The following is a 26,239-nucleotide window of genomic DNA, read 5'->3' as shown; positions in this document are numbered from 1 at the left end:
ATGACAACAACAATTTCCCCCGACGCGCGCTGGTCGCGGCGGCGCAGCGAAAAGCTGCGGCGCCTCGAGCAGGTGCGGGCCCTCGCCGACGGCGTGGTGTTGCCGACCGACAAGATTGTCGCGGCGCTGGAAGCGCTGATCCTGCCGGGCGACCGGGTGGTGCTGGAGGGCAACAACCAGAAGCAGGCGGATTTTCTCTCTCGCTCCCTGGCCAAGGCCGATCCGGCCAAGCTGCATGACCTGCACATGATCATGCCCAGCGTCGGCCGCTCCGAGCACCTGGACCTGTTCGAGCGCGGCATCGCCCGCAAGCTCGACTTCTCCTTTGCCGGCACCCAGAGCCTGCGCATCAGCCAGTTGCTCGAGGACGGGTTGCTGGAAATCGGTGCGATCCATACCTACATCGAACTCTATGCGCGGCTGGTGGTGGACCTGATCCCCAATGTGGTGCTGTCCGCCGGTTTCATGGCCGACCGTGCCGGCAATATCTACACTGGCCCCAGTACCGAGGACACGCCCGCGTTGATCGAACCGGCGGCCTTCAGCGACGGTATCGTCATCGTTCAGGTCAACCAGTTGGTGGATGACGTCAGCGAGTTGCCCAGGGTGGATATCCCGGCCTCCTGGGTCGACTTCGTGGTGGTGGCCGACAAGCCGTTCTACATCGAGCCGCTGTTCACCCGTGACCCGCGCCACATCAAGCCGGTGCATGTGCTGATGGCGATGATGGCGATCCGCGGCATCTACGAAAAACACAACGTGCAGTCGCTGAACCACGGCATCGGTTTCAACACCGCGGCCATCGAACTGATCCTGCCGACCTACGGCGAGTCCCTGGGGCTCAAGGGCAAGATCTGCCGCAACTGGACCCTCAATCCCCATCCGACCCTCATCCCGGCCATTGAAAGCGGCTGGGTGCAAAGCGTGCATTGCTTTGGCACCGAACTGGGCATGGAGAACTACATTGCCGCACGCCCGGACGTGTTCTTCACCGGTCGCGACGGCTCGCTGCGCTCCAACCGGATGTTCTGCCAACTGGCCGGGCAGTACGCGGTGGACCTGTTTATCGGTGCCACCTTGCAGGTGGACGGCGACGGCCACTCCTCCACCGTGACCCGCGGCCGCCTGGCGGGGTTCGGCGGGGCGCCGAACATGGGCCACGACCCGCGCGGGCGCCGCCACGGCACCCCGGCCTGGCTGGATATGCGCCAGGATCAGAGCGACGCCCCCCAGGCCATGCTCGAACGCGGCAAAAAGCTGGTGGTGCAGATGGTCGAGACCTTCCAGGAAGGCGGCAAACCGACCTTCGTCGAAACCCTCGACGCGGTGGACGTGGCGCGCAAGAGCGGCATGCCCCTGGCACCGATCATGATCTACGGCGACGACGTCACCCACCTGCTGACCGAGGAGGGCATTGCCTACCTGTACAAGGCCCGCTCCCTGGAAGAGCGCCAGGCGATGATCGCCGCCGTGGCCGGGGTCACCGCCATCGGCCTGCGACACAACCCCAAGGACACCGCGCGCATGCGCCGCGAAGGCCTGATCGCCCTGCCGGAAGACCTCGGCATTCGCCGTACCGACGCCAGCCGCGAACTGCTGGCGGCGAAAAGCGTCGCCGACCTGGTGGAGTGGTCCGGCGGCTTGTACAACCCGCCCGCCAAGTTCAGGAGCTGGTAATGCACGCATTCAATCTGCAATCGCGCCCCTTGAACCTGGCCGAACGCTTGGCGGACCTGGCGGTGGACGCACTGATCGACGAAGCCGACCTGTCGCCCAAGCCGGCCCTGGTGGACCGCCGCGGCAATGGCGCCCACTGCGACCTGCACCTGGGGCTGATGCACGCCTCGGCGCTGTCCCTGTGGCCGGCCTTCAAGCAGATGGCCGATGCCGCGCTGGAATGGGGCGAAATCGGCCTGCCCCTGCGCGAAGCCCTGGGCCATATCGGCCGTGAAGGCGAGCGGGCGATGCTTGCCACCACTCAGGGGGTGAATACCCATCGCGGAGCGATCTGGGCCCTGGGCCTGCTGGTGGCCGCTGCCGCGCTGGAGCCTGAATCCACAGGGGCCAGCAGCATCGCGCTGCGGGCTGCCCGCCTGGCGCTGCTGGAAGATCGTTATGCGCCACGGCCCCTGAGCCACGGCGCCCAGGTGGCGCTGCGCTACGGTGTGCGCGGTGCCCGGGAAGAGGCGCAGCAGGGCTTTCCCGCAGTGCTGCAGTGGGGGCTGCCCCAGCTCGGGCGCAGCCGCGAGCAGGGCCATGGCGAACAGAACGCCCGGCTCGATGCCCTGCTGGCGATCATGAGTCGCCTGGCGGACACCTGCGTGCTCTACCGCGCCGGCGAGGCGGGCCTGCAGGCGATGCAGCAGGGCGCCCGGGCGGTGCTCGAGGCGGGGGGCAGTGCCAGCCTGGCCGGCCGCTGTCGCCTGCACGAGCTGGACCTGCAACTAGTGACCTTGAATGCCTCGCCCGGCGGCGCCGCAGACCTGCTGGCAGCCAGCCTGTTGCTCGACCGGATCGAATCCGGCGATGCCTTAATCCAGGGAGCGATGTAATGGAAACCTTGAATTTCGAATTCCCCGCCGGCCAGCCCGGCCGTGGCCGTGCCCTGGTGGGCTGTGTCGGTTCCGGCGACCTTGAGGTGCTGCTGGAGCCGGGGCAGGCCGGCAAGCTGCTGATCCAGGTGCAGACCTCGGTGAATGGCAGCGCCTCCCGCTGGCAGCACCTGTTCGAGCGCATGTTCGATGGCCAGACGCCGCCGGCGTTGCTGATCGACATCCATGATTTCGGCGCCACCCCCGGCGTGGTGCGCCTGCGCCTGGAACAGGGCTTCGAGGAGATCGGCCATGACTGACAGTGCACGTTTGCTGAACAAGCACAGTTTCGTCGAGCTGGGGGCCCGACAACGGGCCCGGGCGCTGCTGGATGACGGCAGCTTTCGCGAATTGCTCGACCCGTTCCAGCGGGTCATGTCGCCCTGGCTGGAGCGCCAGGGCGTGGTGCCCCAGGCTGATGACGGGGTGGTGATCGCCAAGGGCAGCATCGCGGGTTCGCCGGTGGTGATTGCTGCCATCGAAGGCGCTTTCCAGGGCGGCAGCCTCGGTGAAGTGGGTGGGGCGAAGATTGCCGGCGCCCTGGAACTGGCCGCCGAAGACAACCGCAACGGCATCCCGACCCGCGCCGTGTTGCTGCTGGAAACCGGCGGTGTGCGCCTGCAGGAAGCCAACCTGGGGCTGGCGGCGATTGCCGATATCCACGCCGCGATCGTCGACCTGCGCCAGTACCAGCCGGTGGTCGGCGTGGTGGCCGGCAGTGTCGGCTGCTTTGGCGGCATGTCGATTGCCGCCGGGTTGTGCAGTTATCTGCTGGTCACCCAGGAAGCGCGCCTGGGGCTCAACGGCCCGCAGGTGATCGAGCAGGAAGCGGGCCTTGAGGAATACGACTCCCGGGACCGGCCGTTCATCTGGAGCCTGACCGGCGGTGAGCAGCGTTTCGCCAGTGGCCTGGTGGACCGCTACGTGGCCGACGATGTGGCACAGATCCAGGCCCAGGTTCGCGAACTGCTGGCCCTCGGCTTGCCGCCGCGCCAACGCAGCCGCGAGGCCGACCTGTATCTGCAGCGCCTGGCCCGCCTGGACACGGCGCCGCAAATCGATGCGGCGACGGTTCGTCATCTGTATCAAGGAGACCGCTCATGAGTGCCTGTTCCCTGAGGGGGCTGAACTGGTTCAACGCCTTGGCTGGCGGGGCGAGGGAGGTCAAGGACCTGCCGCCGTCGCTGAAGGTGGCGGACGGTCAGTTGGGCGGCCAGCCGGCGCGTTTCATCGCCGTCGTGGCCGATCCTGAAAACCGCTTTGTCCGTGCCCGCCAGGGTGAGGTCGGCCTGCTCGAAGGCTGGGGCCTGGCCAGGACGGTGGATGAAGTGATTGCCGCCGACCAGGATCAGGCTCACAAGCGAACGCTGATTGCCATTGTCGATGTGCCCAGCCAGGCCTATGGCCGGCGCGAGGAGGCCCTGGGCATCCATCAGGCCCTGGCCGGTGCCGCCGACAGCTACGCTCGGGCGCGGCTGGCCGGGCACCCGGTGATTGCCCTGCTGGTGGGCAAGGCCATGTCCGGTGCCTTCCTGGCCCACGGCTACCAGGCCAACCGGCTGATTGCCCTGCGTGACCCGGGCGTGATGGTGCACGCCATGGGCAAGGCCTCGGCGGCCCGAGTGACCTTGCGCAGCGTTGAGGAACTGGAAGCCCTGGCCGCCAGCGTGCCGCCCATGGCCTACGACATCGATAGCTACGCCGGCCTCGGCCTGCTCTGGGAAACCCTGTCGGTGCAGCAGATCGAGCAACCGACGGCGCAGGACCTGGCCCGGGTCGAGGAGTGCCTACTGCAGGCCGTGGCCGATGTGCGGGCCAAGGGTGTGGACCTGGGCAGCCGCCTGGGTGCAGCGAACCGCGCTGCCTCCAGCCGGGTCCGGCAACTGCTGCGGGAGCAGTGGTGAAGGGCGCCGGCCCCTGGCTGCCCCACGATCTGCTGTGGGGCATGACCCCGGCGCAGTTGCCGGCCGACGCGCCGGCCTGGGCCCATGCGGTGCTGGCGGCCGGGCAGCCGGTGGTGGTGCGCCGGGCCCTGACTGCACCCGGGCTGGTGGCCGTAGGGCTGCGTGGCACGTCCCGGGAGCAGCGTTATCCGGCGTTGCTGGCGCAGGACACCGTGCAACGCGGGGTGTGCCCTGAGGCGTTGCGTCATGTGGCGTCGTCTCGGCAATGGCCGGCGCTGCGGGCACTGGATCGACTGCGGGACGAGCTGGACGCCCTGGAGTGGGCATGGGGCGTCAGTGGCAGTGCCGGTTTCGAGTTGGCCAGTGGCGTTGGCGCGTTGCATCAGGGCAGCGACCTGGACCTGATCCTGCGTGCGCCAGAACCCCTGTCCCGGCCCCGTGCCCGGGCGTTGCTGGCGCTGCTCGACAGCGCCGGCTGCCCGGTGGACATGCAATTGCAGGTGCCTGCAGGGGCCTTGGCGTTGCGCGAGTGGGCCGGCTCGGCGCCCCGGGTGCTGCTCAAGAGCGCGGAAGGCGCGAGGCTGGTGAGTGACCCCTGGGACGTTCGGGAGCAAGCAGCGTGAGCAGCCTGCTGGTGTTCCCGGGCCAGGGCGCGCAGCAGCCGGGCATGCTCCAGCGCCTGCCGCCAAGCCCCGAGGTGCTGGCGTGCCTGCAAGAGGCCGGCGAGGTGTTGGGCCAGGACGTAATGCAGCTGGATTCGCCCCAGGCCCTGGCCTCCACCCGGGCAGTGCAGCTGTGCCTGCTGATCGCCGGGGTGGCTACTGCCCGGACCCTGCTGCAATCGGCGGCCACGGTGGACTACGTCGCTGGCCTGTCCATCGGCGCCTACCCGGCAGCGGTGGTGGCGGGCGCCCTGGAGTTCGCCGATGCCCTGCGCCTGGTGAGCCTGCGGGGGGAGCTGATGCAGCAGGCTTATCCACAGGGTTATGGCATGACCGCGTTGATCGGCCTGGAGCTTGCGGCCGTGGAGGCGCTTCTGGCCCAGGTTCACAGCCGGGATACGCCGGTGTACCTGGCCAATATCAATGCCGACAGCCAGGTGGTGATCGCCGGCAGCGACGCCGCGATGCAGGCGGTGGCCGAACGGGCCCGTCGCTCGGGCGCGGGGGTGGCCAGGCGCCTGGCGGTCAGCGTGCCGTCCCATTGCCCCTTGCTGGAGCAGCCGGCCCAGGCCCTGGCGGCGGCCTTCGCCGAAGTGCGCCTGCAGGTTCCCCGGATCGGCTACCTGAGCGGCAGTCGGGCGCGGCCCATGCGTGGGGTGGAACAACTGCGCGACGACCTGGCCTGCAACATGTGCCGGGTGGTGGATTGGCGCGGCACGGTGCAAAGCGCCTACGAGCGTGGCGTGCGCCTGCAGATCGAGCTGCCTCCCGGTGCGGTGCTGACCGGGCTGGCGCGTCGGGTATTCGAGCAAGGAACGGTCATCGCCTTCGACGGTGCCCGTCTGGACACCTTGCAGGCACTGCTGCGCGAGGAGGGCAACCGCGACCGATAGAGCACCGACTCAGGCTGACGAAGCACAAGAACAACAACTTCGACGATGCACTTTGAGGACAACGACAATGATTATCTACGGTGTGGCCTTGCTGGCGATCTGTACCCTGGCGGGCGTGATTATCGGTGACATGCTCGGCGTGTTGCTGGGAGTGAAGTCCAATGTCGGCGGGGTCGGCATCGCCATGATCCTGCTGATCTGTGCGCGCCTGTGGATGCAAAAGCGCGGCGGCATGACCAAGGATTGCGAGATGGGCGTCGGCTTCTGGGGTGCCATGTACATCCCGGTGGTGGTGGCCATGGCTGCCCAGCAGAACGTGGTCACCGCCCTGCACGGCGGACCCGTGGCGGTGTTGGCCGCCATCGGCTCGGTGCTGCTCTGCGGTTGCACCATTGCCCTGATCAGCCGGACCCACAAGGGCGAGCCATTGCCGGCCGAGCCGCTGGAGCCGGGCGCCGATGCAGCACCGGCAGGGGGGCGCTGAGATGTGGGATCTGATCGAGAAAGGCCTGGAGCACAACGGTCTGGTCACGGCGTTCGCTTTCGTCGGGGCGATCATGTGGGTCTCGGTGCTGCTGTCCAGGCGCCTGACATTCGGCAGGATTCACGGCTCGGCGATTGCCATCGTCATCGGCCTGGTGCTGGCCTGGGTCGGCGGTACCGTGACCGGCGGGCAGAAGGGCCTGGCGGACCTGGCGCTGTTCTCCGGCATCGGCCTGATGGGCGGGGCCATGCTGCGGGACTTCGCCATCGTCGCCACGGCCTTTGAGGTACAGGCCACCGAGGCGCGCAAGGCCGGGATGATCGGCGCAGTGGCGCTGCTGCTGGGCACGGTGCTGCCGTTTATCGTGGGTGCGAGCATCGCCTGGGCCTTTGGCTATCGCGATGCGGTGAGCATGACCACCATTGGCGCGGGGGCCGTGACCTATATCGTCGGCCCGGTGACCGGTGCGGCCATCGGTGCCAGTTCCGATGTGGTGGCCCTGTCGATTGCCACGGGCCTGATCAAGGCCATCCTGGTGATGGTGGGCACACCCATGGCGGCACGCTGGATGGGCCTGGACAATCCGCGTTCGGCGATGGTCTTCGGCGGGCTGGCCGGAACCGTCAGCGGCGTGACCGCAGGCCTGGCAGCCACCGACCGGCGGCTGGTGCCTTACGGCGCCTTGACCGCCACCTTCCATACCGGCCTGGGTTGCCTGTTGGGGCCGTCGCTGCTGTTCTTCATCGTCCGCGGCCTGGTGGGCTAACCCCTGCAGGAGCCGGCTTGCCGGCGAACAGGCCCCTGAGACGTGCACCGCTCTTGCGGACGCCTTCGCTGGCAAGCCAGTTCCCACACAGGAGGGTAGAGCCACAGATGCCGTGCTTTTGTAGGAGCCGGCTTGCCGGCGAACAGGCCCCTGAGACGTGCACCGCTCTTGCGAACGCCTTCGCTGGCAAGCCAGCTCCCACACAGGAGGGTAGAGCCACAGATGCCGTGTTTTTGTAGGAGCCGGCTTGCCGGCGAACGGGCCCCTGAGACGTGCACCGCTCTTGCGGACGCCTTCGCTGGCAAGCCAGCTCCTACAGGGGAGGGTGTCGGGACGGGGCTTGGCGGTTGGCGTACATCCGGCATTCGGCCAACAGCGCCAGCAGGTTCGGGTCGCGCTCCTTGGCCTTGAGGAACACCACGCCGATATGCTGCTGCAGGCGATAGCGCGCCTGCAGCGGTATCAACTTCACGCGGTTTTCATAGACCGCGGCAATCCTTCCCGGCAGCAACGCATAACCGACCCCCGAGCTGACCATGCTCAACAGGGTGAAGATATCGTTGACCTGCATCGCCACCTTGGGCTCGAAGCCCGCCTGCTTGAACACCCGTGCGCCGTCCTGGTGGGTGGCGAAACCCTGGGTCAGGGTGATGAAGGTGGCGTCGCGCACGTCGGCCAGGTCCACCTCGTGCTGCTGGGCGAAGGGCGAGTCGGCGGGGGTGGCGAGGAAAATGTCATCGGAGAACAGCGGCAGCTGTTCGCAGTCCGGGTCGTTGACGCTGTCGTCCAGGGAAATCAGGATGGCGTCTACTTCCATGTTCTTGAGCTTGTACAACAGGTCGATGTTGGAGCCCAGGATCAGGTCGATGTTCAGCTCGCTGCGTCGCAGCTTCAGGCCCATGATCAGTTGCGGCACGGTTTTCACCGTCAACGAGTAAAGCGCGCCGAGCTTGAAGCGTTCTGCAGAGAAGCCCGCGGCTTCCCGGGTCAGGCGCACGCTCTCGACCACGTCCTGCACCAGCTTCTGCGCCCGCTCCTCCAGCACATAGGCACTTTCCAGCGGGGTCAGGTTGCGCCCTTCATGCTTGAACAGCGGGCAGCGGAGGGCGTTTTCCAGGGAGTGGATGGCCCGGTGCACGCTGACATTGCTGGTCTGCAACTCACTGGCGGCGCGGGCCAGATTGCCGGTGCGCATGAAGGCCAGAAACACTTCGAGCTTTTTCAGGGTCAACTCTTCGTCGATGAGCATGGTCCGGACTCTGGTGAGGAGGGCCTGATGATGCCCGATGAGTCAGCCGGTGGCCGCTGGTTTTTTACCGGCCACGCCCCAATAGAAATATTGCGCTTTCAAGCTGCAGGCCTGAGCCTTGCGTGTTTTTTCATGTTTTCAGGGTAAGCGAACGATGTATCACGGAGAAAGATTCAACGCCTGGACCCACCTGCTGGGGGCCATCGCGGCGTTTGTCGGCGGCATCTGGCTGGTGGTGCTGGCCAGCCTCGACGGCAGCCCGTGGAAGATCGTCAGCGTGGCGATCTACTCCTTCACCCTGCTGGTGCTCTACAGCGTGTCCACGGTCTATCACAGCGTGCGCGGACGGGCGAAGAACATCATGCAGAAGGTCGACCACTTCTCGATCTACCTGCTGATCGCCGGCAGCTATACACCGTTCTGCCTGGTGACCCTGCGCGGGCCCTGGGGCTGGACCCTGTTTGGCATTGTCTGGGGGCTGGCGCTGATCGGCATTCTCCAGGAGATCAAGCCGCGCTCCGAGGCGCGGATCCTCTCCATCGTGATCTATGCGGTGATGGGCTGGATCGTGCTGGTGGCGGTCAAGCCGCTGTTGGCGGCCCTGGGGCCTGCCGGGTTTGCGTGGCTGGCCTCGGGCGGGGTGCTGTACACCGTGGGCATCATCTTCTTCGCCCTCGACAGCCGCCTGCGCCATGCCCACGGCATCTGGCATCTGTTCGTGATCGCCGGCAGCCTGCTGCACTTCGTCGCCATCCTGTTCTACGTCCTGTAGGAGCCGGCTTGCCGGCGAAGAGGCCCGCGGGACTTGCGCCGGGCTTGCGGGTGCTTTCGCTGGCAAGCCAGCGCCTACGGGCGGGATGCTGCGGTTTGTTGTAGGAGCCGGCTTGCCGGCGAAGAGGCCCTTGGGACTTGCGCCGGGCTTGCGGGCGCCTTCGCTGGCAATCCAGCTCCTACGGGCGGGATGCTGCGGTTTGTTGTAGGAGCCGGCTTGCCGGCGAAGGGGGCCTTGAGGGTTTGCGCCGGGCTTGTGGGCGCTTTCGCTGGCAAGCCAGCGCCTACAAGGGGTGGTCGAGTTGGGCCTGGGCCTGGCGAGCGAAGATCTCCAGCAGGCTGGCCAGGGTGTGGGGCGGCGGTTCGGCGGCGCGGGTCACCGCGTACAGGGTGATCGGCAGCGCCGGGCTCAGGGGACGGATCGCGGTGCTGGCCGTTGAGGCGCCCAGGGCGGTGAAGGGATCGATCAGCGCCAGCCCGGCGCCGGATTCCACCATGGCCCGGGCCAGGGAATAGGTTTGCACGGCAATGTGCACCCGCGGTGCCGGCTCCACCGACTTGAGGTAGCTGTCGAGCCGGGCCGACAGCGGATCGGCGCTGCTCAGGCCAATCAGTGGCGCATCCGCCAACTCCATCAGCGCCAGGGGTTGGCCGCGGGTTGCCGCTGGCCAGTAGTCCAGCGGCGCCAGCGCCACCAGCACCCCCTGGGCCAGGGCCTGCCCGCTCAGCCCGGGGTGATCCGGGCGTTGCAGGGTCAGGGCCAGGTCGATCTCGCGCATCAGCAGGTTCTGCACCAGTTCGCGGCTGTGGGCGCTGGACAGCTCGCACAGGCTGTCCGGGTAGCGCCGGGTCCATTCGCTGATGGCCGGAGGCAGCAACGCCAGGGCCAGGGCCGGAGTGGCGCCGATGCGCAGGCTCTGACCCGGCTCCCGGCGCAGGCTCTGGGCCAGGCGCCGGACTCCTTGCAGGCTTTCACTGACCTTGTCCACTTCGCGCTCCAGCTCCAGGGCCTCCGGGGTTGCCTGGAGCTTGCCGCGCACCCGCAGAAACAGCGCAAAGCCCAGTTGCAACTCGGCGTGCTGCAGCACCTTGCTCACCGCCGGTTGCGAGACGTGCAGCAACTGCGCGGCACCGCTGATGGAGCCGGTCTGGCGGATGGCCTGGAAGATTTCGATATGGCGCAGGCGCATGGGCGGTCCATAACCTTTGTTTATGGGAGGTCCATCTTTATTCATTGTTCGCCCGCTGTCACCTGCCCCTAACCTGAAGCCGTTCAACAACAGGCCAGGGGCAATCATGAGTCAGCGGGTGTGCATCATCGGGGGAGGGGTCATCGGCCTGGCCAGTGCCTACGCTCTGGTTCGCCAGGGTTTCGAGGTGACGCTGGTGGAAGCCCAGGACTCCCTGGGCAGCCAGACCAGCTTTGCCAATGGTGGGCAGCTGTCCTATCGCTACGTGGCGCCCCTGGCCGATGCCGGCGTGCCCTGGCAGGCGCTGGGGTGGATGCTCAAGGGCGACTCGCCGCTCAAGCTGCGGCCGCGCCTGGACCCGGCGCAATGGCGCTGGATGGCGGGATTTCTCGGGGCTTGCCGGCGCTCGGTGAACCAGCGCAATGGCGCGCACCTGCTGCGCCTGGCACTGCTCAGCCAGGCCACCTTGCAAGGCTGGCGCGAAGAGGACCACCTGCAGGGCTTCGACTGGCGGCGCAACGGCAAGCTGGTGACCTTCCGCGAAAGCGCAAGCTTCGAGCATGCCCGGCACAACCTGGCGGACCGCCGTCGGCAGCAGGTGCTGTCGGCCGCTGAATGCGCGGCCCTGGAACCTGCCCTGGGGGATGTGCCGTTTGTCGGTGGCATCTACACCGCGGATGAAGAGGTCGCCGATTGCCATGGGTTCTGCCAGCAGTTGGCGGCGCGGCTGCGGGCTTCCGGGCGCTGCGAGATCCTCCTGGGCCAGCGAGTCCGGGCCATTCGCCATGCCGGTGACCGGGTCCAGGCCATCGACCTGGGCGATTACCAACTGCCGGTGGAGCACCTGGTTCTGGCCGCCGGCCATCGCAGCGCCGACTTGCGCCTGCCGGGACTGCACCTGCCGCTCTATCCGCTCAAGGGCTACAGCCTCAGCGTACCCATCGGCCCGCAGCACCGGGCGCCGGAGATCAGCCTCACCGACTACAACCGCAAGATCGTCTACGCCCGCATCGGCCAGCAGTTGCGGGTCGCGGCCATGGTCGACATTGTCGGCTTCGACCCGGCACCGGACCCTGGGCGCCTGGCCCTGATGCGCCGCCAGGCGGCCGAAAGCTTCGCCAACGCCGGTGACTACGCGGCCGCGGTCGAGTGGGCCGGCATGCGCCCGGCCACCCCCAGCGGCGTACCACTGATCGGTGCCACCGCCTACCGCAACCTGTGGCTCAACCTGGGGCACGGCGCCCTGGGTTTCACCCTGGCCTGCGGCAGCGGCCAACTGCTTGGCGAACTGATCGGCCAGCGTTCCACCAGTATCGACATGCAGGGCCTGACGCCCCGCGTGGCCTGAACCTTGAACAGGAGTTTCTTGATGAGCATTCAGCGTATCCACAGCAACAACCGCCTCAGTGGTGCCGTGACCTTTGCCGAACTGGTGTTTCTTTCCGGTCAGGTGCCGGGCCCGAGCAGCGATATCAGCGGCCAGACCCGCGAAGTGCTGGAGAAGATCGACGCCTTGCTGGCCGAGGCCGGCAGCGATAAGGACCACCTGCTCAGCGCGACCCTCTATCTGAAGGATATCCAGGCCGACTTCGGCGCCATGAACGAGGTCTGGTCGGCGTGGCTGTCCCCGGGGCAGGCGCCGGCCCGCACCACTTTGCAGGCCGCCCTGGCGCGTCCGGAAATCCTCGTCGAAATCAGCGTTATTGCGGTGCGCCGCTGAATCACCCTTACCCACAACGGAGAATAACAATGCATAAGATCACGTTGCTCGGCTGCACCCTGGGCCTGTTGTTCGGCGCCACGGCTCAGGCCGGTGAGGCGTCGCTGGACGGCACCCTGGCGAAGATCGCCAACAGCGCGAGTATTACCTTGGGTTATCGCGATGCTTCGGTGCCGTTTTCCTACGTGGGTGACCACAGCGGCAAGCCCATGGGCTATTCCGTGGAGCTGGCGGGCAAGGTGGTGGAGCGTATCCAGCAGCAGCTGCAACTGCCCAAGCTGGCGGTGAAGTACAACCTGGTGACGTCCCAGACCCGTATTCCCCTGGTGCAGAACGGCACCGTGGACCTGGAGTGCGGCTCCACCGGGGTGACAGCCGAGCGGCAGAAGCAGGTGGCGTTTTCCTATGGCTTCATCTACGTCAAGGGCCAGCTGCTGACCGCCAAGGACAGCGGAATCAAGAACTTCGCCGACCTGCGGGGCAAAAACGTGGTGACCACCGCGGGCACGACCAACGAGCGGTTCCTCAAGAGCTATAACGTCGAGCACAAGATCGATATGTTCGTGATCAGCGCCAAGGACCACGGCGAAGCGTTCCAGATGCTGCAGTCGGGACGTGCGGCGGCCTTCTACATGGACGATGCGCTGCTCTATGGCGAGCGGGCCAAGGCGCGGGACCCGCACAACTGGGTGGTGGTGGGGGAAGAGCAGTCACGGGAGATCTACAGCTGCATGGTGCGCAAGGACGACCCGCAGTTCCTGGCTCTGGTCAATGCGACCCTGGCGGACCTGTATCGCACCGGGGAGATCAACGGCATCTACCAGCGCTGGTTCCAGCAGCCGATCCCGCCCAAGGGCCTGAACCTGGAATTTCCCATGACCAGCGAGCTGAAGGCGATCATCGCCAAGCCGACCAGCGATCCGGTGGAGTAACCGGCGAACCGCGAAGTGGCGCTTGCCTGTAGGAGCCGGCTTGCCGGCGAAGGGGCCGTTGAACCGGGCGCATGCCTTGCGGCTGCTTTCGCTGGCAAGCCAGCTCCTACGGTGTGTTGCGGGGGGCTCGTGTAGGAGCCGGCTTGCCGGCGAAGGGGCCGTTGAACCGGGCGCATGCCTTGCGGGTGCTTTCGCTGGCAAGCCAGCTCCTACGGGCGTTGCGGGGGGCGTGTAGGAGCCGGCTTGCCGGCGAAGAGGCCGTTGAACCGGGCGCATGCCTTGCGGGTGCTTTCGCTGGCAAGCCAGCTCCTACGGGCGTTGCGGGGGGCGTGTAGGAGCCGGCTTGCCGGCGAAGAGGCCGTTGAGCCGGGCGCATGCCTTGCGGGTGCTTTCGCTGGCAAGCCAGCTCCTACGGTGTGTTGCGGGGCTCGTGTAGGAGCCGGCTTGCCGGCGAAGAGGCCGTCGAGCCGGGCGCATGCCTTGCGGGTGCTTGCGCTGGCAAGCCAGCTCCTACCCAGGGATGAATGGCGGGGTCAGAAATCGCCCCAGAGTTGCTGCGCCACCGCCAGGGCCACCACCGGTGCGGTTTCGGTACGCAGCACCCGTGGTCCCAGGCGCGCAGGCAGGAAACCGGCGCCCTGCGCCTGCTCCACTTCGGCGTCGGACAAGCCGCCTTCCGGGCCGATCAGGAATGCCAGGGTCCCGGGCTTGGCATGGCTTTCCAGGGGCGCTGCCACCGGGTGCAGCACCAGCTTGAGGTCGGCCGTGGATTGCTTGATCCAGTCTGCCAGCAGCAACGGCGGGTGGATCACCGGCACTCGTGAGCGGCCGCATTGCTCGCAGGCGCTGATGGCCACCTGGCGCCAATGCAGCAGGCGCTTGTCGGCGCGCTCGTCCTTGAGCCGGACTTCACAGCGCTCGCTGAAGATCGGGGTGATCTCGGCAACCCCCAGTTCCGTGGCCTTCTGGATCGCCCAGTCCATGCGCTCGCCCCGGGACAGGCCCTGGCCGAGGTGGATCTGCAGCGGCGATTCGTCCTGGCCGGCAAAGCTCTCATCGAGCCGGACCCGCACGCGCTTCTTGCCGGCTTCCACCAGCGTGCCGCGAAACTCCATCCCCGAGCCGTCGAACACTTGCAGGGCGTCGCCTTCGGCCATGCGCAACACGCGGGCGATGTAATGGGCCTGGGCCTCCGGCAACTCGTGTTCGCCAAGGCTCAGGGGGGCATCGATAAAGAAGCGGGACAATCTCATCAGGGATCTCTGTTGAATCTGAATGGTCGGTGGCGAGGGGCGCTTGCTCCCGCTCGTCGGCGAAGCCGTCCGTGCATGCCTCGGGCGCTTGCACGAGATGGCTTAGGCCTCTGGTTCCTGGACCGCAGCGCGGTCCAGAGCGAGCAAGCGCCCTCGCCACAAGGAGCGAAGCCTTTCAGCCCGGATCGCGAAAGCCCGGGTGGAAGTCCTTGGGTACTGACACGCTGACCTTGTCGCGGGTGGCAAGATCGATACCTTCGCTGGCGACTTCGGCCAGGAAATCGATCTGCTCCGGGGTGATCACATACGGTGGCAGGAAATACACCACACTGCCCAGGGGGCGCAACAGGGCGCCGCGTTCCAGGGCGTGCTGGAAGACTTTCAGGCCGCGGCGCTCCTGCCATGGGTAGGCGCTCTTGCTCGGTTTGTCCTGGACCATTTCGATGGCCAGCACCATGCCGGTCTGGCGTACTTCCGCAACATGGGGGTGATCGACCAGGTGCGCGGTGGCGCTGGCCATGCGCCGGGACAGGGCCTGGTTGTTCTCGATGACGTTGTCCTGCTCGAAGATATCCAGGGTCGCCAGGGCCGCCGCACAGGCCAGCGGGTTGCCGGTGTAGCTGTGGGAATGGAGGAAGGCCCGCAGGGTTGGATAGTCGTCGTAGAAGGCGCTGTAGACCTCATCGGTGGTCACGCACGCGGCCAGGGGCAGGTAGCCGCCGGTCAGGGCCTTGGACAGGCACAGGAAGTCCGGGCGGATACCGGCCTGCTCGCAGGCGAACATCGTGCCGGTGCGACCGAAGCCCACGGCGATCTCATCGTGGATCAGGTGCACGCCGTAGCGGTCGCAGGCTTCGCGCAGCAGCTTGAGGTACACCGGGTGGTACATGCGCATGCCGCCGGCGCCCTGGATCAGCGGCTCGACTATGACGGCAGCGACGCTGTCGTGGTGTTCGGCCAGGGTCTGCTCCATGGCGGCGAACATGTTCCGCGAGTGTTCCTCCCAGCTCATGCCTTCGGGGCGCAGGTAGCAGTCCGGGCTCGGCACCTTGAGGGTGTCCAGCAGCAGGGCCTTGTAGGTTTCGGTGAACAGCGGCACGTCGCCTACAGACATCGCGGCGATGGTCTCGCCGTGATAGCTGTTGCTCAGGGTGACGAAGCGCTTTTTGTTCGGTTGCCCGCGGTTGATCCAGTAATGGAAGCTCATCTTCATCGCCACTTCGATGCATGACGAACCGTTGTCGGCGTAGAAGCAGCGAGTCAGCCCTTCGGGGGTGATCTGCACCAGGCGCTCGGACAGTTCGATCACCGGCTGGTGGCTGAAGCCGGCGAGGATCACGTGTTCGAGCTGGTCGACTTGATCCTTGATGCGCTGGTTGATCCGTGGGTTGGCATGGCCGAACACATTGACCCACCAGGAACTGACCGCGTCCAGGTAACGCTTGCCCTCGAAGTCTTCCAGCCAGACGCCTTCACCGCGCTTGATCGGGATCAGGGGCAGTTGTTCGTGGTCTTTCATCTGGGTGCAGGGATGCCACAACACCGCGAGATCGCGTTGCATCCACTGGTTATTCAGGCTCATGTACAGTCTCCTGGGGCGGCCCGCCAGGTACGCGGGCGAACAATCGGGCAAGCCTATGCAATGCATGGCCGTGGGACAACCTATTGTGTGGAGCAGCCGCTTCAATGGCGGCACTTGCTGTGCAAAGACGTGTCCAAGGAGGGGCGAGACACCAAGGGCTGGCCAGGAAGGGGGAGAAAACAGGGGGCCTTAATCTTTTCTTAACGCGCTCGTCCCACACTCATCATCGTATTTCTCGATATTTCAAAGCGAATTTTTCCGCTTTAATTCGATAGGTAAATCGTTAGTCTTGCTCTGCGTTTCTTACAGGATTCAACTCATGCAGCTACGTAATTCTTCTTCGCGCTATGGCTGGGTCAGCATTGTTCTGCACTGGGGTGTGGCCCTGGCGGTGTTCGGACTGTTCGCCCTGGGCCTGTGGATGGTGGGTCTGGACTACTACAGCACCTGGCGCAAAGATGCGCCGGATCTGCATAAAAGCATTGGCCTGACGTTGTTTGCGATCATGTTGCTGCGGGTGCTGTGGCGGTTTGTCAGCCCACCACCACCGGCACCGGCCAATCATGGACCTCTGACCCGTCTCGGGGCCAAGTTGGGGCATGCATTCCTCTATCTGGGCCTGTTTGCGGTGATGATTGCCGGTTACCTGATTTCCACCGCCGATGGCGTGGGTATTCCGGTGTTTGGCTTGTTTGAAGTGCCTGCCCTGGTCTCCGGACTACCGGACCAGGCAGACGTAGCAGGTGTGGTGCATCTGTACCTGGCCTGGGCGTTGGTGATTTTCGCCGGCGTTCATGGCCTGGCTGCTCTGAAACACCACTTTATCGATCGTGATGCGACCCTCACCCGTATGCTGGGCCGCAAAGCCTGATGTTCAACCTTGACTCAAAAGGAATAGAAAGCATGTTGAAAAAGACTCTCGCCGCTCTGGCAATCGGATCTGCCCTGTTGACGGCCGGTCAAGTGATGGCAGCGGACTACGTGATCGACAAGGAAGGCCAGCACGCCTTCGTCGATTTCAAGATCAGCCACCTGGGCTACAGCTTCATCACCGGTACCTTCAAGGACCTGGACGGCAAGTTCAGCTTCGACGCGGCCAAGCCTGAAGACGCCAAGATCGAAGTCAATGTGCGCACCGCCAGCGTGTTCACCAACCACGCCGAACGTGACAAGCACATCACCAGCAAGGACTTCCTCGACGCTGGCAAGTTTGCCGACGCCAAGTTCGTCTCCACCAGCGTCAAGCCCACCGGCAAGAACGCCGACGGCAAGCTGACCGCCGACGTCGCGGGCGACCTGACCCTGCACGGGGTGACCAAGCCGGTCGTGGTCAAGGCCACTTTCCTGGGCGAAGGCAAGGATCCATGGGGCGGCTACCGCGCTGGCTTCGAAGGCACCACCAGCTTCAATCGCCAGGATTTCGGCAAGATGATGGACCTGGGCCCGGCGTCCAACAACGTCGAGCTGTACATCACCTTCGAAGGTGTGAAAGCGAAGTAAATCTCGCAGGCTTCAACAAAACGCCGACCTTGTGTCGGCGTTTTGCATGGTGGCGGTTGTTGCCGGGTCAGCCTGTGCATGAAGGCTGTGTTGATTCTGGCTGAGGCTTCCTGGATGGCCCGCCATAAAAAAACGCCCCGGGTCTTGCAACCAGGGGCGTTTTTCATTTCAGCGTCGGGATTCAGCGGTTGCGTGTCAGCAACGCAGGCTTTTCGCCCCGTGGACGGCTTGGCAACTGGTCCAGTTGCTCAGGCGTCGGGAAACGATCGGCCTTGGATTCCTTGTGCATGATCTTCGGCTGGTTGCCCCGTGGGTTTTGCACGGCAGGTTCCTGGCGCGAGCTGTCATCGCGGTTTGGTCGGCGGTTGCTCGAGTCTTCGCGACGGCCCTGGCCATCACGCGGGGCACCACTGCGTGGGCCATTGCGCTTGGCTGGAGCAGTGCCGGTGGAGCTGCCATTGCTGTTGCGTGGATTGCCCGAGCGACCCTGGCCGCCTCCGGTGCCGCCACGTGGCGAGTTGCCTGCGCCTGCGCCCTGGGCAGGCGCGCCTGGACGGCGGCCACGGCCCTGGTTGCCCTTGTTCTGGTAAGGGCTGACGTAGTCAGCACGGTTGCCGAAGTTGTCCACATCGTCGTCGAGGAACTCGTCCGGCGCGCGGTCGGCACGTGGTGTTGGCTGGCGCTGTTCGCGGGCCGGGGTGCCTTCACGAGGTTTGTGCTCGCGGGCCGGGCGCTCGCCACGGGCCGGCTTGTCCTTGCCGCCCTTGTCCTTGCCCTTGTCCTTGCGACCACCGCCGCCACCGCCACCATTCGGGCCGTCGCCACGAGGGCCACGAGCATTACGCGGGTTGCGTACATCCGGGCGCTCGCGCACTTCCGGCTTCTCGGCTTCCACTGCACTGGCATCGAAACCCATCAGGTCGCCGTCGGCGATTTTCTGCTTGGTCATGCGCTCGATGCTCTTGAGCAGCTTCTCTTCATCCGGGGCCACCAGGGAGATGGCTTCACCCGAGCGACCGGCACGGCCGGTACGGCCGATGCGGTGCACGTAGTCTTCATCGACGTTGGGCAGCTCGAAGTTGACCACGTGAGGCAGTTGGTCGATATCCAGGCCGCGGGCGGCGATATCGGTGGCCACCAGGATCCGCACGTCGCCGGCCTTGAAGTCGGCCAGGGCCTTGGTGCGGGCGTTCTGGCTCTTGTTGCCGTGGATCGCCACAGCGCTCAGGCCGTGTTTGTCCAGGTACTCGGCCAGGCGGTTGGCGCCGTGCTTGGTACGGGTGAACACCAGGACCTGTTCCCAGGCGCCGGCGGTGATCAGGTGTGCCAGCAGGGCGCGCTTGTGGCTCGCCGGCAGGCGGAATACCCGTTGCTCGATACGCTCTACCGTGGTGTTCGGCGGGGTGACTTCGATGCGCTCGGGATTGTGCAGCAGCTTGCCGGCCAGGTCCGTGATGTCCTTGGAGAAGGTCGCGGAGAACAGCAGGTTCTGGCGCTTGGCCGGCAGGCGGGCGAGGACCTTCTTGACGTCATGGACGAAGCCCATGTCGAGCATGCGGTCGGCTTCGTCGAGCACCAGGATTTCCACGTGGGACAGGTCGACGCTGCCTTGGCCGGCCAGGTCCAGCAGGCGGCCGGGACAGGCCACCAGCACGTCCACGCCGCGGGCCATGGCCTGCACCTGCGGGTTCATGCCGACGCCGCCGAAGATACAGGCGCTGACGAACTTCAGGTCGCGAGCGTACAGCTTGAAGCTGTCATGCACTTGCGCGGCCAGTTCGCGAGTCGGGGTCAGGACCAGTACCCGCGGCTGGCGTGGGCCATGGCGCTGGGACTTGTCCGGGTGACCATTGGGAAACAGGCGTTCCAGGATCGGCAGGGCGAAGCCGCCGGTCTTACCAGTACCTGTCTGTGCCGCGACCATCAGATCGCGACCTTGCAACACGGCGGGAATGGCCCGCTGTTGCACCGGAGTAGGCTGGGTATAGCCGGCGGCTTCGATGGCACCGACTAAAGCCTCGGAGAGACCGAGGGAAGCAAAGGACATGAGTAATCCTGTTTTAGTGAGGGCTGGGCCCAAAGGGATAATCTTGCCGGGCGTGAATGGCGTTTAAGAGGACGCAATCCCGTCCGGTCCTGCTGGCCTGAAGACTCATCGACCCCAGGCTCGCGCGGGCCGGATTGGCTGCGCCGTAGCGTGGTCGAGATGCCTTGAACAGGGTCCAGCGTCCGGGCGTGAGCCTGGCGGGAGGCCGGAGTATAACAGAGCATTCAGTGTGCGCTGCTTTCCTGCTGCTCAACGGCTTTTTTCTGATTCGCGGGTCGATGAGGACCTGACCGGGGGCAAGGCCGGCTCCGCACCGTACTTGGCGCTGAGTTCGGCGTAGGCCGGCTCGCGCTTGAAACGCTTGAGTTCGGCGCCGAAGCGCTGCACCAGCAGGTCCATGCCGGCGTTGCGTCGCACCGCCAGGTACTGGCTCTGATGGCTGATGACCACGGGGTTCTGGCTGACCTGGTCACGAATGCCCAAGGTGTCCAGCAGGTGCTGGCCAACCCGTTTGTCGGTGATCAGCAGGTCGATCCGTCCCAGCAGCAGCTTGCCGAAGTTGGCCTCGTGAGTGGGGGCCGGCTCGCGGTTGAACAGGGTCGAGCCGCTGAAGTCATCGCTGTACAGGTAGCCGGGGGAGGTGCCGATGGTCAGTCCCTTCAGTTCATCGAGGTGTTTGAACGGATGGGGGCGCTGGTTGGCATAGAACATCACGAACTCGACCTCGGAGAGCGGCTCGCTGGGGTAGAGCAGGGTGCTGTCGCGCTGGTCGCTGTGGAAAATGTCCAGGGCACCGTCGGCCTGGCCGGTCTCGAGCATGGCCAGGCAGCGCTTCCAGGGCAGGAACTGCCATTCCACCTCTATTCCCAGGCGCTGGAAGACAATGGCCGTGGTCTCGTAGTCGAGCCCCAGGGACTTGCCATTCTCCTCGTAGACATAAGGTGCCCAGGGTTCGGTGACAATGCGCAGCTTCTCGCCATGGGCGGCGAGGCTCAGGCAAGTGCAGAGAAGGGCTGTCAGCAACTGGGCGATGACGGACATGGCTGGAGATTACGACGAGAGATCATGCAATTGCTAGGGGCAGTTCCAGCCGCTCTAGTTCAAGCCTGACATCAACAAAAAGGCCCCGCTTTGCAGCGGGGCCTGAGGAGCTTTTGCGCCTTAGCGCGGCAACTTCAGGTTGTTCCAGATCGCCAGGCTCGGGTCGGCCTGGTTCAGGGTATAGAAGTGCAACCCGGGCGCGCCGCCCTGCAGCAGACGCTCGCACATCTCGCTGATGACCTGCTCGCCAAAGGCCTGGATGCTGGCGCTATCGTCACCGTAGGCTTCCAGTTGCTTGCGGATCCAGCGTGGGATCTCGGCGCCGCAGGCGTCGGAGAAGCGCGCCAGCTTGCTGTAGTTGGTGATCGGCATGATGCCCGGCACGATCGGGATGTTGACCCCCATTTCCCGTACGCGGTCGACGAAATAGAAGTAGCTGTCGGCGTTGAAGAAGTACTGGGTGATCGCACTGTCGGCGCCGGCGTTGGCCTTGCGCACGAAGTTGCTCAGGTCGTCTTCGAAATTGCGTGCCTGCGGGTGCATTTCCGGGTAGGCGGCGACTTCGATGTGGAAATGGCTGCCGGTCTCTTCACGAATGAAGCTCACCAGATCATTGGCGTGGCGCAGCTCACCGCTGGCCATGCCCATGCCCGAAGGCAGGTCGCCACGCAGTGCAACGATGCGCTTGATGCCGGCCGCCTGGTACTGCTGCAGCAGGCCGCGCAGGTCGTCCTTGCTGTCGCCAACGCAGGACAGGTGCGGTGCGGCAGGGACTTTCACTTCGCTCTCCAGCTGCAGCACGGTATTGACCGTACGATCGCGGGTCGAGCCACCGGCACCGTAGGTGCAGGAGAAGAAATCGGGGTTGTAGCCGGCCAGCTGACGGGCAGTGGCGAGCAGTTTTTCATGCCCAGCATCGGTCTTGGTAGGGAAGAACTCGAAGCTGTAACGACGGTCTTGGGACATGGAGGGAACCTCCAGCTACAGGCCGCAAGCCGCAAACTGCAAGAGCAGCGGGGGTGCGCTCGTCTCTTGTGCCTGAACCTGACTGCCTGGAACTGTTTAAGCAAATAGGGGCGAAGCCCAAGGCCCAGGCGGCAAGCTGGGCTTGTGGCCCGGCTTGCCGCCTGAAGCTCAAGGCTTGTAGCTGCTCTTAGTACCGATAGGTGTCTGGCTTGAATGGGCCTTCGACGGTCACGCCGATGTAGTCGGCCTGTTGCTTGGTCAGTTGAGTGACCACGCCACCGAAGCCGCGAACCATTTCCAGGGCCACTTCTTCGTCGAGCTTCTTGGGCAGAACTTCAACGGTCAGGCGCTCGGCTTTCTGGGCCGGCGACAGGTCGGCGTATTTCTGGCCGAACAGGAAGATCTGGGCCAGGACCTGGTTGGCGAACGAACCGTCCATGATGCGGCTTGGGTGACCGGTGGCGTTGCCCAGGTTCACCAGGCGGCCTTCGGCCAGCAGGATCAGGTAGTCGTCGTTCTGTGGGTCGAAATCGCCATGGCCGGTGCGATGGATCTTGTGCACCTGTGGCTTCACTTCTTCCCATGCCCAGTGCTTGCGCATGAAAGCGGTGTCGATTTCGTTGTCGAAGTGACCGATGTTGCAGACCACGGCGCGCTTTTTCAGGGCCTTGAGCATGTTTGCATCACAAACATTGACGTTGCCGGTGGTGGTCACGATCAGGTCGATCTTGCCCAGCAGGGCCTTGTCGATGCTGGCCTCGGTGCCGTGGTTGATACCGTCGATGAATGGCGAAACCAGTTCAAAGCCATCCATGCAGGCTTGCATGGCGCAGATCGGGTCCACTTCGGACACCTTGACGATCATGCCTTCCTGGCGCAGGGACTGGGCCGAGCCCTTGCCCACGTCACCGTAGCCGATGACCAGCGCTTGCTTGCCGGACAGCAGGTGGTCGGTGCCGCGCTTGATGGCGTCGTTGAGGCTGTGACGGCAGCCGTACTTGTTGTCGTTCTTGCTCTTGGTCACCGAGTCGTTGACGTTGATGGCCGGGATCTTCAGTTCGCCCTTGGCCAGCATGTCCTGCAGGCGGTGCACGCCGGTGGTGGTTTCTTCGGTCACGCCGTGAACGCGCTCCAGTACCGCCGGGTATTTCTTGTGCAGCAGTTCGGTCAGGTCGCCGCCGTCGTCGAGGATCATGTTGGCATCCCAAGGCTGGCCATCCTTGAGGATGGTCTGCTCCAGGCACCACTCGTATTCGGCTTCGGTCTCGCCTTTCCAGGCGAACACAGGAATGCCGGCAGCGGCGATGGAGGCAGCGGCCTGGTCCTGGGTGGAGAAAATGTTGCAGGACGACCAGCGCACTTCGGCACCCAGGGCAACCAGGGTTTCGATCAGCACGGCGGTCTGGATGGTCATGTGGATGCAGCCGAGGATTTTTGCCCCCTTGAGTGGCTGCTCACCAGCGTACTTGCGGCGCAGACCCATCAGGGCCGGCATTTCCGATTCGGCGATGATGGTTTCGCGACGGCCCCAGGCGGCCAGGGACATGTCGGCGACTTTGTAGTCGTTGAAATCTGCAGGCGTGTTGACAGCGCTCATGAAGAGCCTCCATTCGTAATGTATGCGAATGGGCGCCGTTGTGCGTTTAGTGACCGATCGCGTCATCACGATCAATCAACGCCCCATCCGAGCCTGACAGGCCAGGCCTGCTGCAGCGCCCCTCGGACAGGTGGCGGGAAAACGGTATCCAGTACAGATGACCGTTTTTGAATCGGTGGCGATTATAGCCGCCTGAGCCACACTTCCAAAAGTGTTTATGTCGACTGCATGAAGTTCATTAATAGCGACCATAGTCGATGGTGCATGGAGGCTGACCGGCCGGTCTGCCATCATGTCGCGCATCAATCGGCAGGACGGTCAGGAGTGAATATGAATTTCCACACCCGCAAGTGGGTAAAACCCGAAGACCTCAACCCCAACGGCACGCTGTTCGGCGGCAGCCTGTTGCGCTGGATCGACGAAGAGGCGGCGATCTACGCGATTGTCCAGCTGGGCAACCAGCGGGTGGTCACCAAGTACATTTCCGAAATCAACTTCGTCAGCGCCTCACGCCAGGGCGACATCATCGAACTGGGCATCACCGCCACCGAGTTCGGTCGCACTTCCATCACCCTGACCTGCGAAGTGCGCAACAAGATCACCCGCAAGTCCATTCTCACGGTGGAGAAAATGGTCTTCGTCAACCTGGGTGAAGACGGTTTGCCAGCGCCTCACGGGCGGACCGAGATCAAATACGTGAAGGACCAGTTCAAGGAAGACGAGCCCGCCGAGTGAGTGACCTGCATGGTCGGTTGCCGGAGCCGCCTGGCGCCAGTAACGGCTAAACCCGGGTAAGCACTGAACAGCCCTGCAACCTGTGTGTCGTAGCTACATGACCCACGGGTTTCAGGAGTCCCATGGACACTCAAGAAGACGGCAAGACCCCCGACCTCTCCGCGAAAGAGCGGCATGAGGTTGAACACAACCAGCCGCCTCGCGCGGCGGTCCTGCATGAAATCATCCGCACCCAGGGCGATCAGGAACTCGAACGCAGTGTCGCCGCTCTGTGGTGGTCGGCCCTGGCGGCGGGCCTGACCATGGGCCTGTCCCTGATGGGCATGGGCCTGCTCAACTCGCGCCTGCCCGATGGCGAGGCCTTCAAGGTGATCGCCAGTTTCGGTTATTGCGCGGGCTTTCTGGCGGTGATTCTCGCGCGCCAGCAATTGTTCACGGAAAACACCCTGACCGCGGTACTGCCAGTGATGAGCAAGCCGACGTGGGGCAACGCCGGGCGTTTGCTGCGCCTGTGGGGCGTGGTGCTGGTGGGCAATCTGTGCGGCACCCTGTTGGTGGCCTACGTGATGCTGCACTTGCCGATATTCGACAGCAGGACCGATCAGGCCTTCCTGGAAATTGGCCGCAAGGTGATGGAGAACGACCGTGCGCAGATGTTCTCCAAGGGCATCATCTCCGGTTGGATGATCGCCACCATGGTGTGGATGATCCCCTCCATGGAAAGCGCCAAGCTGTGGATCATTATCCTCATTACCTACCTGATGGCGCTGGGGGACTTCACCCATATCGTGGTGGGTTCGGCGGAGGTGTCCTACCTGGTATTTGCCGGCGAGCTGACGTGGCGGGATTTCTGCTGGGTATTCGCCGGGCCGACCCTGGCAGGAAACATCATCGGTGGCAGTTTCATCTTCGCCCTGATCAGTCATGCCCAGGTGCGCAGTGAGAGTGGCAGGTCGAACCGGGATGCGGACCGGGCAGCAGTGCCCGATCCACGCCGGATCAAGAAATGATCAGTGCGCCTCGGTTTCGGCCTTGGTCACCGGCGCATCGCTGGTGACGTGGCGTACCAGCTTGCCGATGCTCAGGCCCTGCAGCAGGATCGATGACAACACCACGATGTAGGTGATGCTCAGCACCAGGTCGCGCTCCGGTCCCAGGGGCAGCGCCAGGGCCAGGGCCACCGACACGCCGCCGCGCAGGCCGCCCCAGGTCAGTACGCGGATGGTGCCCCGGGGAACGCTGCGCCAGCGCCGCAGCAGGAGAATCGCCGGGGCCACGGTGAGCAGGCGCGAAAGCACGATGGCCGCCGCCAACAGGCTGGCGGCTGCCAGGTGCAGCCAGTTGAATGGCAGCAGCAACAGCTCCAGGCCGATCAGCGCGAACAGCAGGGCGTTGAGCATGTCGTCGAGCAATTCCCAGAAACCATCCAGGTAGCGCCGGGTCATCTCGTTCATCGCCAGGTTGCGCCCCAGGTTGCCGATGATCAGGCCGGCCACCACCATGGCGATCGGGGCTGACACATGCAGTTCACTGGCCATCGCCGAGCCGCCGATCACCAGGGCCAGAGTCAGCATCACTTCGATCTGGTGCTGCTCGATGCTCTTGATCATCAGGTACACCAGGTAGCCGATCAGCGCGCCGAACAGCACGCCGCCAATGGCTTCGTGGACGAACAGCCAGGCGGTGGCGCCCAGGGTCGGGGTCTCGCCCAACTGGGCAATGCCCAGCAATACGGTGAACACCACCACCGCAGTGCCGTCATTGAACAGCGACTCGCCGACGATCGTGGTTTTCAACGGCTTGGAGGCATTGGCGGTCCGCAGCACGCCCAGTACCGCAATCGGGTCGGTGGGGGAAATCAGTGCACCGAACAGCAGGCAATAGAGGAAGCTCACCTGCCAGCCGAACAGGCCGAAGATCCAGTAGGCCAGGCTGCCAATCACGAAGGTGGCGATCAGCACGCCCACCGTGGCCAACAGCCCGATGGGCCAGCGATAGCTGCGCAGGTCATTGAGGTTGACGTGCAGGGCGCCAGCGAAGAGCAGGAACGACAGCATCCAGTTCATCAGCAGATCGCCGAAGTCGATCTTGCCGATCAATTCCTCGACATGCTCCTCGAGCCCGGGAAAGCCCAGGTAGCTCAAGCCTTGCAGCAGCAAGGAAAACAGCAGGGCGGTCACCATCACGCCGATGGTCGGCGGCAGGCCGATAAAGCGGAAGTTGACGTAGGTCAGCAGGGTCGTCAGGCAGATAAAGGCAGCGACAAGTTCAAGCATCCGGGGTCCTTTGGAGGGGTGCGTGAGAAGACTGCCCGACGTGTCGGGCATGACTTTGATGCGTGGTTTTCCACAGGAGA

General features: G+C 64.7%; 25 protein-coding genes, 1 pseudogene and 1 riboswitch. Of the genes and pseudogenes, 17 read left to right on the top strand and 9 right to left on the bottom strand.

Annotated features, from left to right (window positions below; translation table 11 throughout):
• From mdcA to madM, 9 genes are all read left to right on the top strand, one after another.
• Complete coding sequence (gene mdcA, locus ACZ5BO_RS32880; RefSeq protein ID WP_464697517.1) at window positions 1-1,677, top strand: malonate decarboxylase subunit alpha; 1,677 nt, start codon at window positions 1-3, stop codon at window positions 1,675-1,677.
• Window positions 1,677-2,552, top strand: a complete 876-nt coding sequence (locus tag ACZ5BO_RS32875; RefSeq protein ID WP_464697516.1) for a triphosphoribosyl-dephospho-CoA synthase — start codon at window positions 1,677-1,679, stop codon at window positions 2,550-2,552. The genes mdcA and ACZ5BO_RS32875 overlap by 1 nt, the downstream gene beginning before the upstream one ends.
• Window positions 2,552-2,851, top strand: a complete 300-nt coding sequence (locus tag ACZ5BO_RS32870; RefSeq protein ID WP_025131056.1) for a malonate decarboxylase subunit delta — start codon at window positions 2,552-2,554, stop codon at window positions 2,849-2,851. Before ACZ5BO_RS32875 ends, ACZ5BO_RS32870 begins: the two co-directional genes overlap by 1 nt.
• Window positions 2,844-3,695 (top strand): biotin-independent malonate decarboxylase subunit beta, encoded by an 852-nt coding sequence (locus ACZ5BO_RS32865; RefSeq protein WP_025131057.1) that lies wholly within the window; start codon window positions 2,844-2,846, stop codon window positions 3,693-3,695. The genes ACZ5BO_RS32870 and ACZ5BO_RS32865 overlap by 8 nt, the downstream gene beginning before the upstream one ends.
• On the top strand, window positions 3,692-4,495 hold the full coding sequence (mdcE, locus tag ACZ5BO_RS32860) for a biotin-independent malonate decarboxylase subunit gamma (RefSeq protein ID WP_464697515.1): 804 nt from the start codon (window positions 3,692-3,694) through the stop codon (window positions 4,493-4,495). Before ACZ5BO_RS32865 ends, mdcE begins: the two co-directional genes overlap by 4 nt.
• The gene (locus ACZ5BO_RS32855; protein WP_464697514.1) at window positions 4,492-5,118 is read left to right on the top strand and encodes a malonate decarboxylase holo-ACP synthase; all 627 of its coding nucleotides are present in this window, start codon (window positions 4,492-4,494) and stop codon (window positions 5,116-5,118) included. Before mdcE ends, ACZ5BO_RS32855 begins: the two co-directional genes overlap by 4 nt.
• Window positions 5,115-6,050 carry a malonate decarboxylase subunit epsilon gene (gene mdcH, locus ACZ5BO_RS32850; RefSeq protein WP_464697513.1) on the top strand — a complete coding sequence of 312 codons (936 nt, stop codon included), beginning with the start codon at window positions 5,115-5,117 and terminating at the stop codon, window positions 6,048-6,050. The genes ACZ5BO_RS32855 and mdcH overlap by 4 nt, the downstream gene beginning before the upstream one ends.
• A 67-nt stretch (window positions 6,051-6,117) precedes the next feature.
• Complete coding sequence (gene madL / locus ACZ5BO_RS32845) at window positions 6,118-6,534, top strand: malonate transporter subunit MadL (protein ID WP_025131061.1); 417 nt, start codon at window positions 6,118-6,120, stop codon at window positions 6,532-6,534.
• A 1-nt stretch (window position 6,535) separates the two neighbouring features.
• Entirely contained in the window at window positions 6,536-7,300 is a 765-nt protein-coding gene (gene madM, locus ACZ5BO_RS32840) for a malonate transporter subunit MadM (RefSeq protein ID WP_025131062.1), read from the top strand.
• Between the two features lie 313 nt (window positions 7,301-7,613).
• Here madM and ACZ5BO_RS32835 read toward each other — a convergent pair whose 3' ends face one another.
• Window positions 7,614-8,549 (bottom strand): LysR family transcriptional regulator, encoded by a 936-nt coding sequence (locus tag ACZ5BO_RS32835; RefSeq protein WP_464697512.1) that lies wholly within the window; start codon window positions 8,547-8,549, stop codon window positions 7,614-7,616.
• A gap of 154 nt (window positions 8,550-8,703) precedes the next feature.
• Here ACZ5BO_RS32835 and trhA point away from each other — a divergent pair, with 154 nt between their 5' ends.
• A complete protein-coding gene (trhA, locus tag ACZ5BO_RS32830; RefSeq protein ID WP_025131064.1) occupies window positions 8,704-9,321 on the top strand; it encodes a PAQR family membrane homeostasis protein TrhA in 618 nt (205 codons plus the stop codon).
• Between the two features lie 283 nt (window positions 9,322-9,604).
• Here trhA and ACZ5BO_RS32825 read toward each other — a convergent pair whose 3' ends face one another.
• A complete protein-coding gene (locus ACZ5BO_RS32825) occupies window positions 9,605-10,510 on the bottom strand; it encodes a LysR family transcriptional regulator (protein WP_025131065.1) in 906 nt (301 codons plus the stop codon).
• A gap of 106 nt (window positions 10,511-10,616) precedes the next feature.
• Between ACZ5BO_RS32825 and ACZ5BO_RS32820 the strand changes: the two genes are divergently transcribed.
• Genes ACZ5BO_RS32820 through ACZ5BO_RS32810 form a run of 3 tightly spaced genes read left to right on the top strand, consistent with a single transcriptional unit; the run spans window position 10,617 to window position 13,162 of the window.
• Window positions 10,617-11,858, top strand: coding sequence for a D-amino acid dehydrogenase (locus ACZ5BO_RS32820; RefSeq protein ID WP_464697511.1), 1,242 nt, complete (start codon window positions 10,617-10,619; stop codon window positions 11,856-11,858).
• Between the two features lie 21 nt (window positions 11,859-11,879).
• Window positions 11,880-12,230 (top strand): RidA family protein, encoded by a 351-nt coding sequence (locus ACZ5BO_RS32815; protein ID WP_025131067.1) that lies wholly within the window; start codon window positions 11,880-11,882, stop codon window positions 12,228-12,230.
• A gap of 29 nt (window positions 12,231-12,259) precedes the next feature.
• Window positions 12,260-13,162: a transporter substrate-binding domain-containing protein gene (locus ACZ5BO_RS32810; protein WP_464697510.1), complete on the top strand. Its 903-nt coding sequence runs from the start codon at window positions 12,260-12,262 to the stop codon at window positions 13,160-13,162.
• Between the two features lie 533 nt (window positions 13,163-13,695).
• Here the strand turns inward: ACZ5BO_RS32810 and ACZ5BO_RS32805 are convergent.
• Together ACZ5BO_RS32805 and ACZ5BO_RS32800 are read right to left on the bottom strand one after the other, a co-directional pair.
• Window positions 13,696-14,415, bottom strand: coding sequence for a 16S rRNA (uracil(1498)-N(3))-methyltransferase (locus ACZ5BO_RS32805; RefSeq protein WP_025131069.1), 720 nt, complete (start codon window positions 14,413-14,415; stop codon window positions 13,696-13,698).
• Between the two features lie 175 nt (window positions 14,416-14,590).
• Window positions 14,591-15,997 (bottom strand): adenosylmethionine--8-amino-7-oxononanoate transaminase, encoded by a 1,407-nt coding sequence (locus ACZ5BO_RS32800; protein WP_464697509.1) that lies wholly within the window; start codon window positions 15,995-15,997, stop codon window positions 14,591-14,593.
• 319 nt (window positions 15,998-16,316) lie between these two features.
• Here ACZ5BO_RS32800 and ACZ5BO_RS32795 point away from each other — a divergent pair, with 319 nt between their 5' ends.
• Both ACZ5BO_RS32795 and ACZ5BO_RS32790 read left to right on the top strand, forming a co-directional pair.
• Window positions 16,317-16,868 (top strand): cytochrome b, encoded by a 552-nt coding sequence (locus ACZ5BO_RS32795; RefSeq protein ID WP_025131071.1) that lies wholly within the window; start codon window positions 16,317-16,319, stop codon window positions 16,866-16,868.
• A 32-nt stretch (window positions 16,869-16,900) separates the two neighbouring features.
• Complete coding sequence (locus ACZ5BO_RS32790) at window positions 16,901-17,497, top strand: YceI family protein (RefSeq protein WP_025131072.1); 597 nt, start codon at window positions 16,901-16,903, stop codon at window positions 17,495-17,497.
• Between the two features lie 181 nt (window positions 17,498-17,678).
• Here the strand turns inward: ACZ5BO_RS32790 and ACZ5BO_RS32785 are convergent, their stop codons facing one another.
• From ACZ5BO_RS32785 to ahcY, 4 genes and pseudogenes are all read right to left on the bottom strand, one after another.
• Window positions 17,679-19,544, bottom strand: a complete 1,866-nt coding sequence (locus tag ACZ5BO_RS32785; RefSeq protein ID WP_464697508.1) for a DEAD/DEAH box helicase — start codon at window positions 19,542-19,544, stop codon at window positions 17,679-17,681.
• Window positions 19,545-19,768: 224 nt separating this feature from the next.
• Window positions 19,769-20,585, bottom strand: a pseudogene (locus tag ACZ5BO_RS32780) (substrate-binding periplasmic protein).
• A gap of 120 nt (window positions 20,586-20,705) precedes the next feature.
• The gene (gene metF, locus ACZ5BO_RS32775) at window positions 20,706-21,551 is read right to left on the bottom strand and encodes a methylenetetrahydrofolate reductase [NAD(P)H] (RefSeq protein ID WP_025131074.1); all 846 of its coding nucleotides are present in this window, start codon (window positions 21,549-21,551) and stop codon (window positions 20,706-20,708) included.
• Window positions 21,552-21,738: 187 nt separating this feature from the next.
• Window positions 21,739-23,148, bottom strand: coding sequence for an adenosylhomocysteinase (ahcY, locus tag ACZ5BO_RS32770; RefSeq protein WP_025131075.1), 1,410 nt, complete (start codon window positions 23,146-23,148; stop codon window positions 21,739-21,741).
• Between the two features lie 23 nt (window positions 23,149-23,171).
• Window positions 23,172-23,278: riboswitch (S-adenosyl-L-homocysteine riboswitch) on the bottom strand.
• Window positions 23,279-23,478: 200 nt separating this feature from the next.
• Here ahcY and ACZ5BO_RS32765 point away from each other — a divergent pair.
• Window positions 23,479-23,883, top strand: a complete 405-nt coding sequence (locus ACZ5BO_RS32765) for an acyl-CoA thioesterase (RefSeq protein WP_025131076.1) — start codon at window positions 23,479-23,481, stop codon at window positions 23,881-23,883.
• A gap of 122 nt (window positions 23,884-24,005) precedes the next feature.
• Window positions 24,006-24,893 (top strand): formate/nitrite transporter family protein, encoded by an 888-nt coding sequence (locus ACZ5BO_RS32760; protein WP_025131077.1) that lies wholly within the window; start codon window positions 24,006-24,008, stop codon window positions 24,891-24,893.
• Here ACZ5BO_RS32760 and ACZ5BO_RS32755 read toward each other — a convergent pair whose 3' ends face one another.
• Window positions 24,894-26,159: a cation:proton antiporter gene (locus ACZ5BO_RS32755; protein WP_464697507.1), complete on the bottom strand. Its 1,266-nt coding sequence runs from the start codon at window positions 26,157-26,159 to the stop codon at window positions 24,894-24,896.
• Window positions 26,160-26,239 lie beyond the last annotated feature (80 nt).

Source organism: Pseudomonas sp. FFPRI_1, from assembly GCF_055384485.1.
The sequence above is the reverse complement of the archived record's forward strand: the minus strand, read 5'-3'. Positions and strand labels throughout refer to the sequence as shown.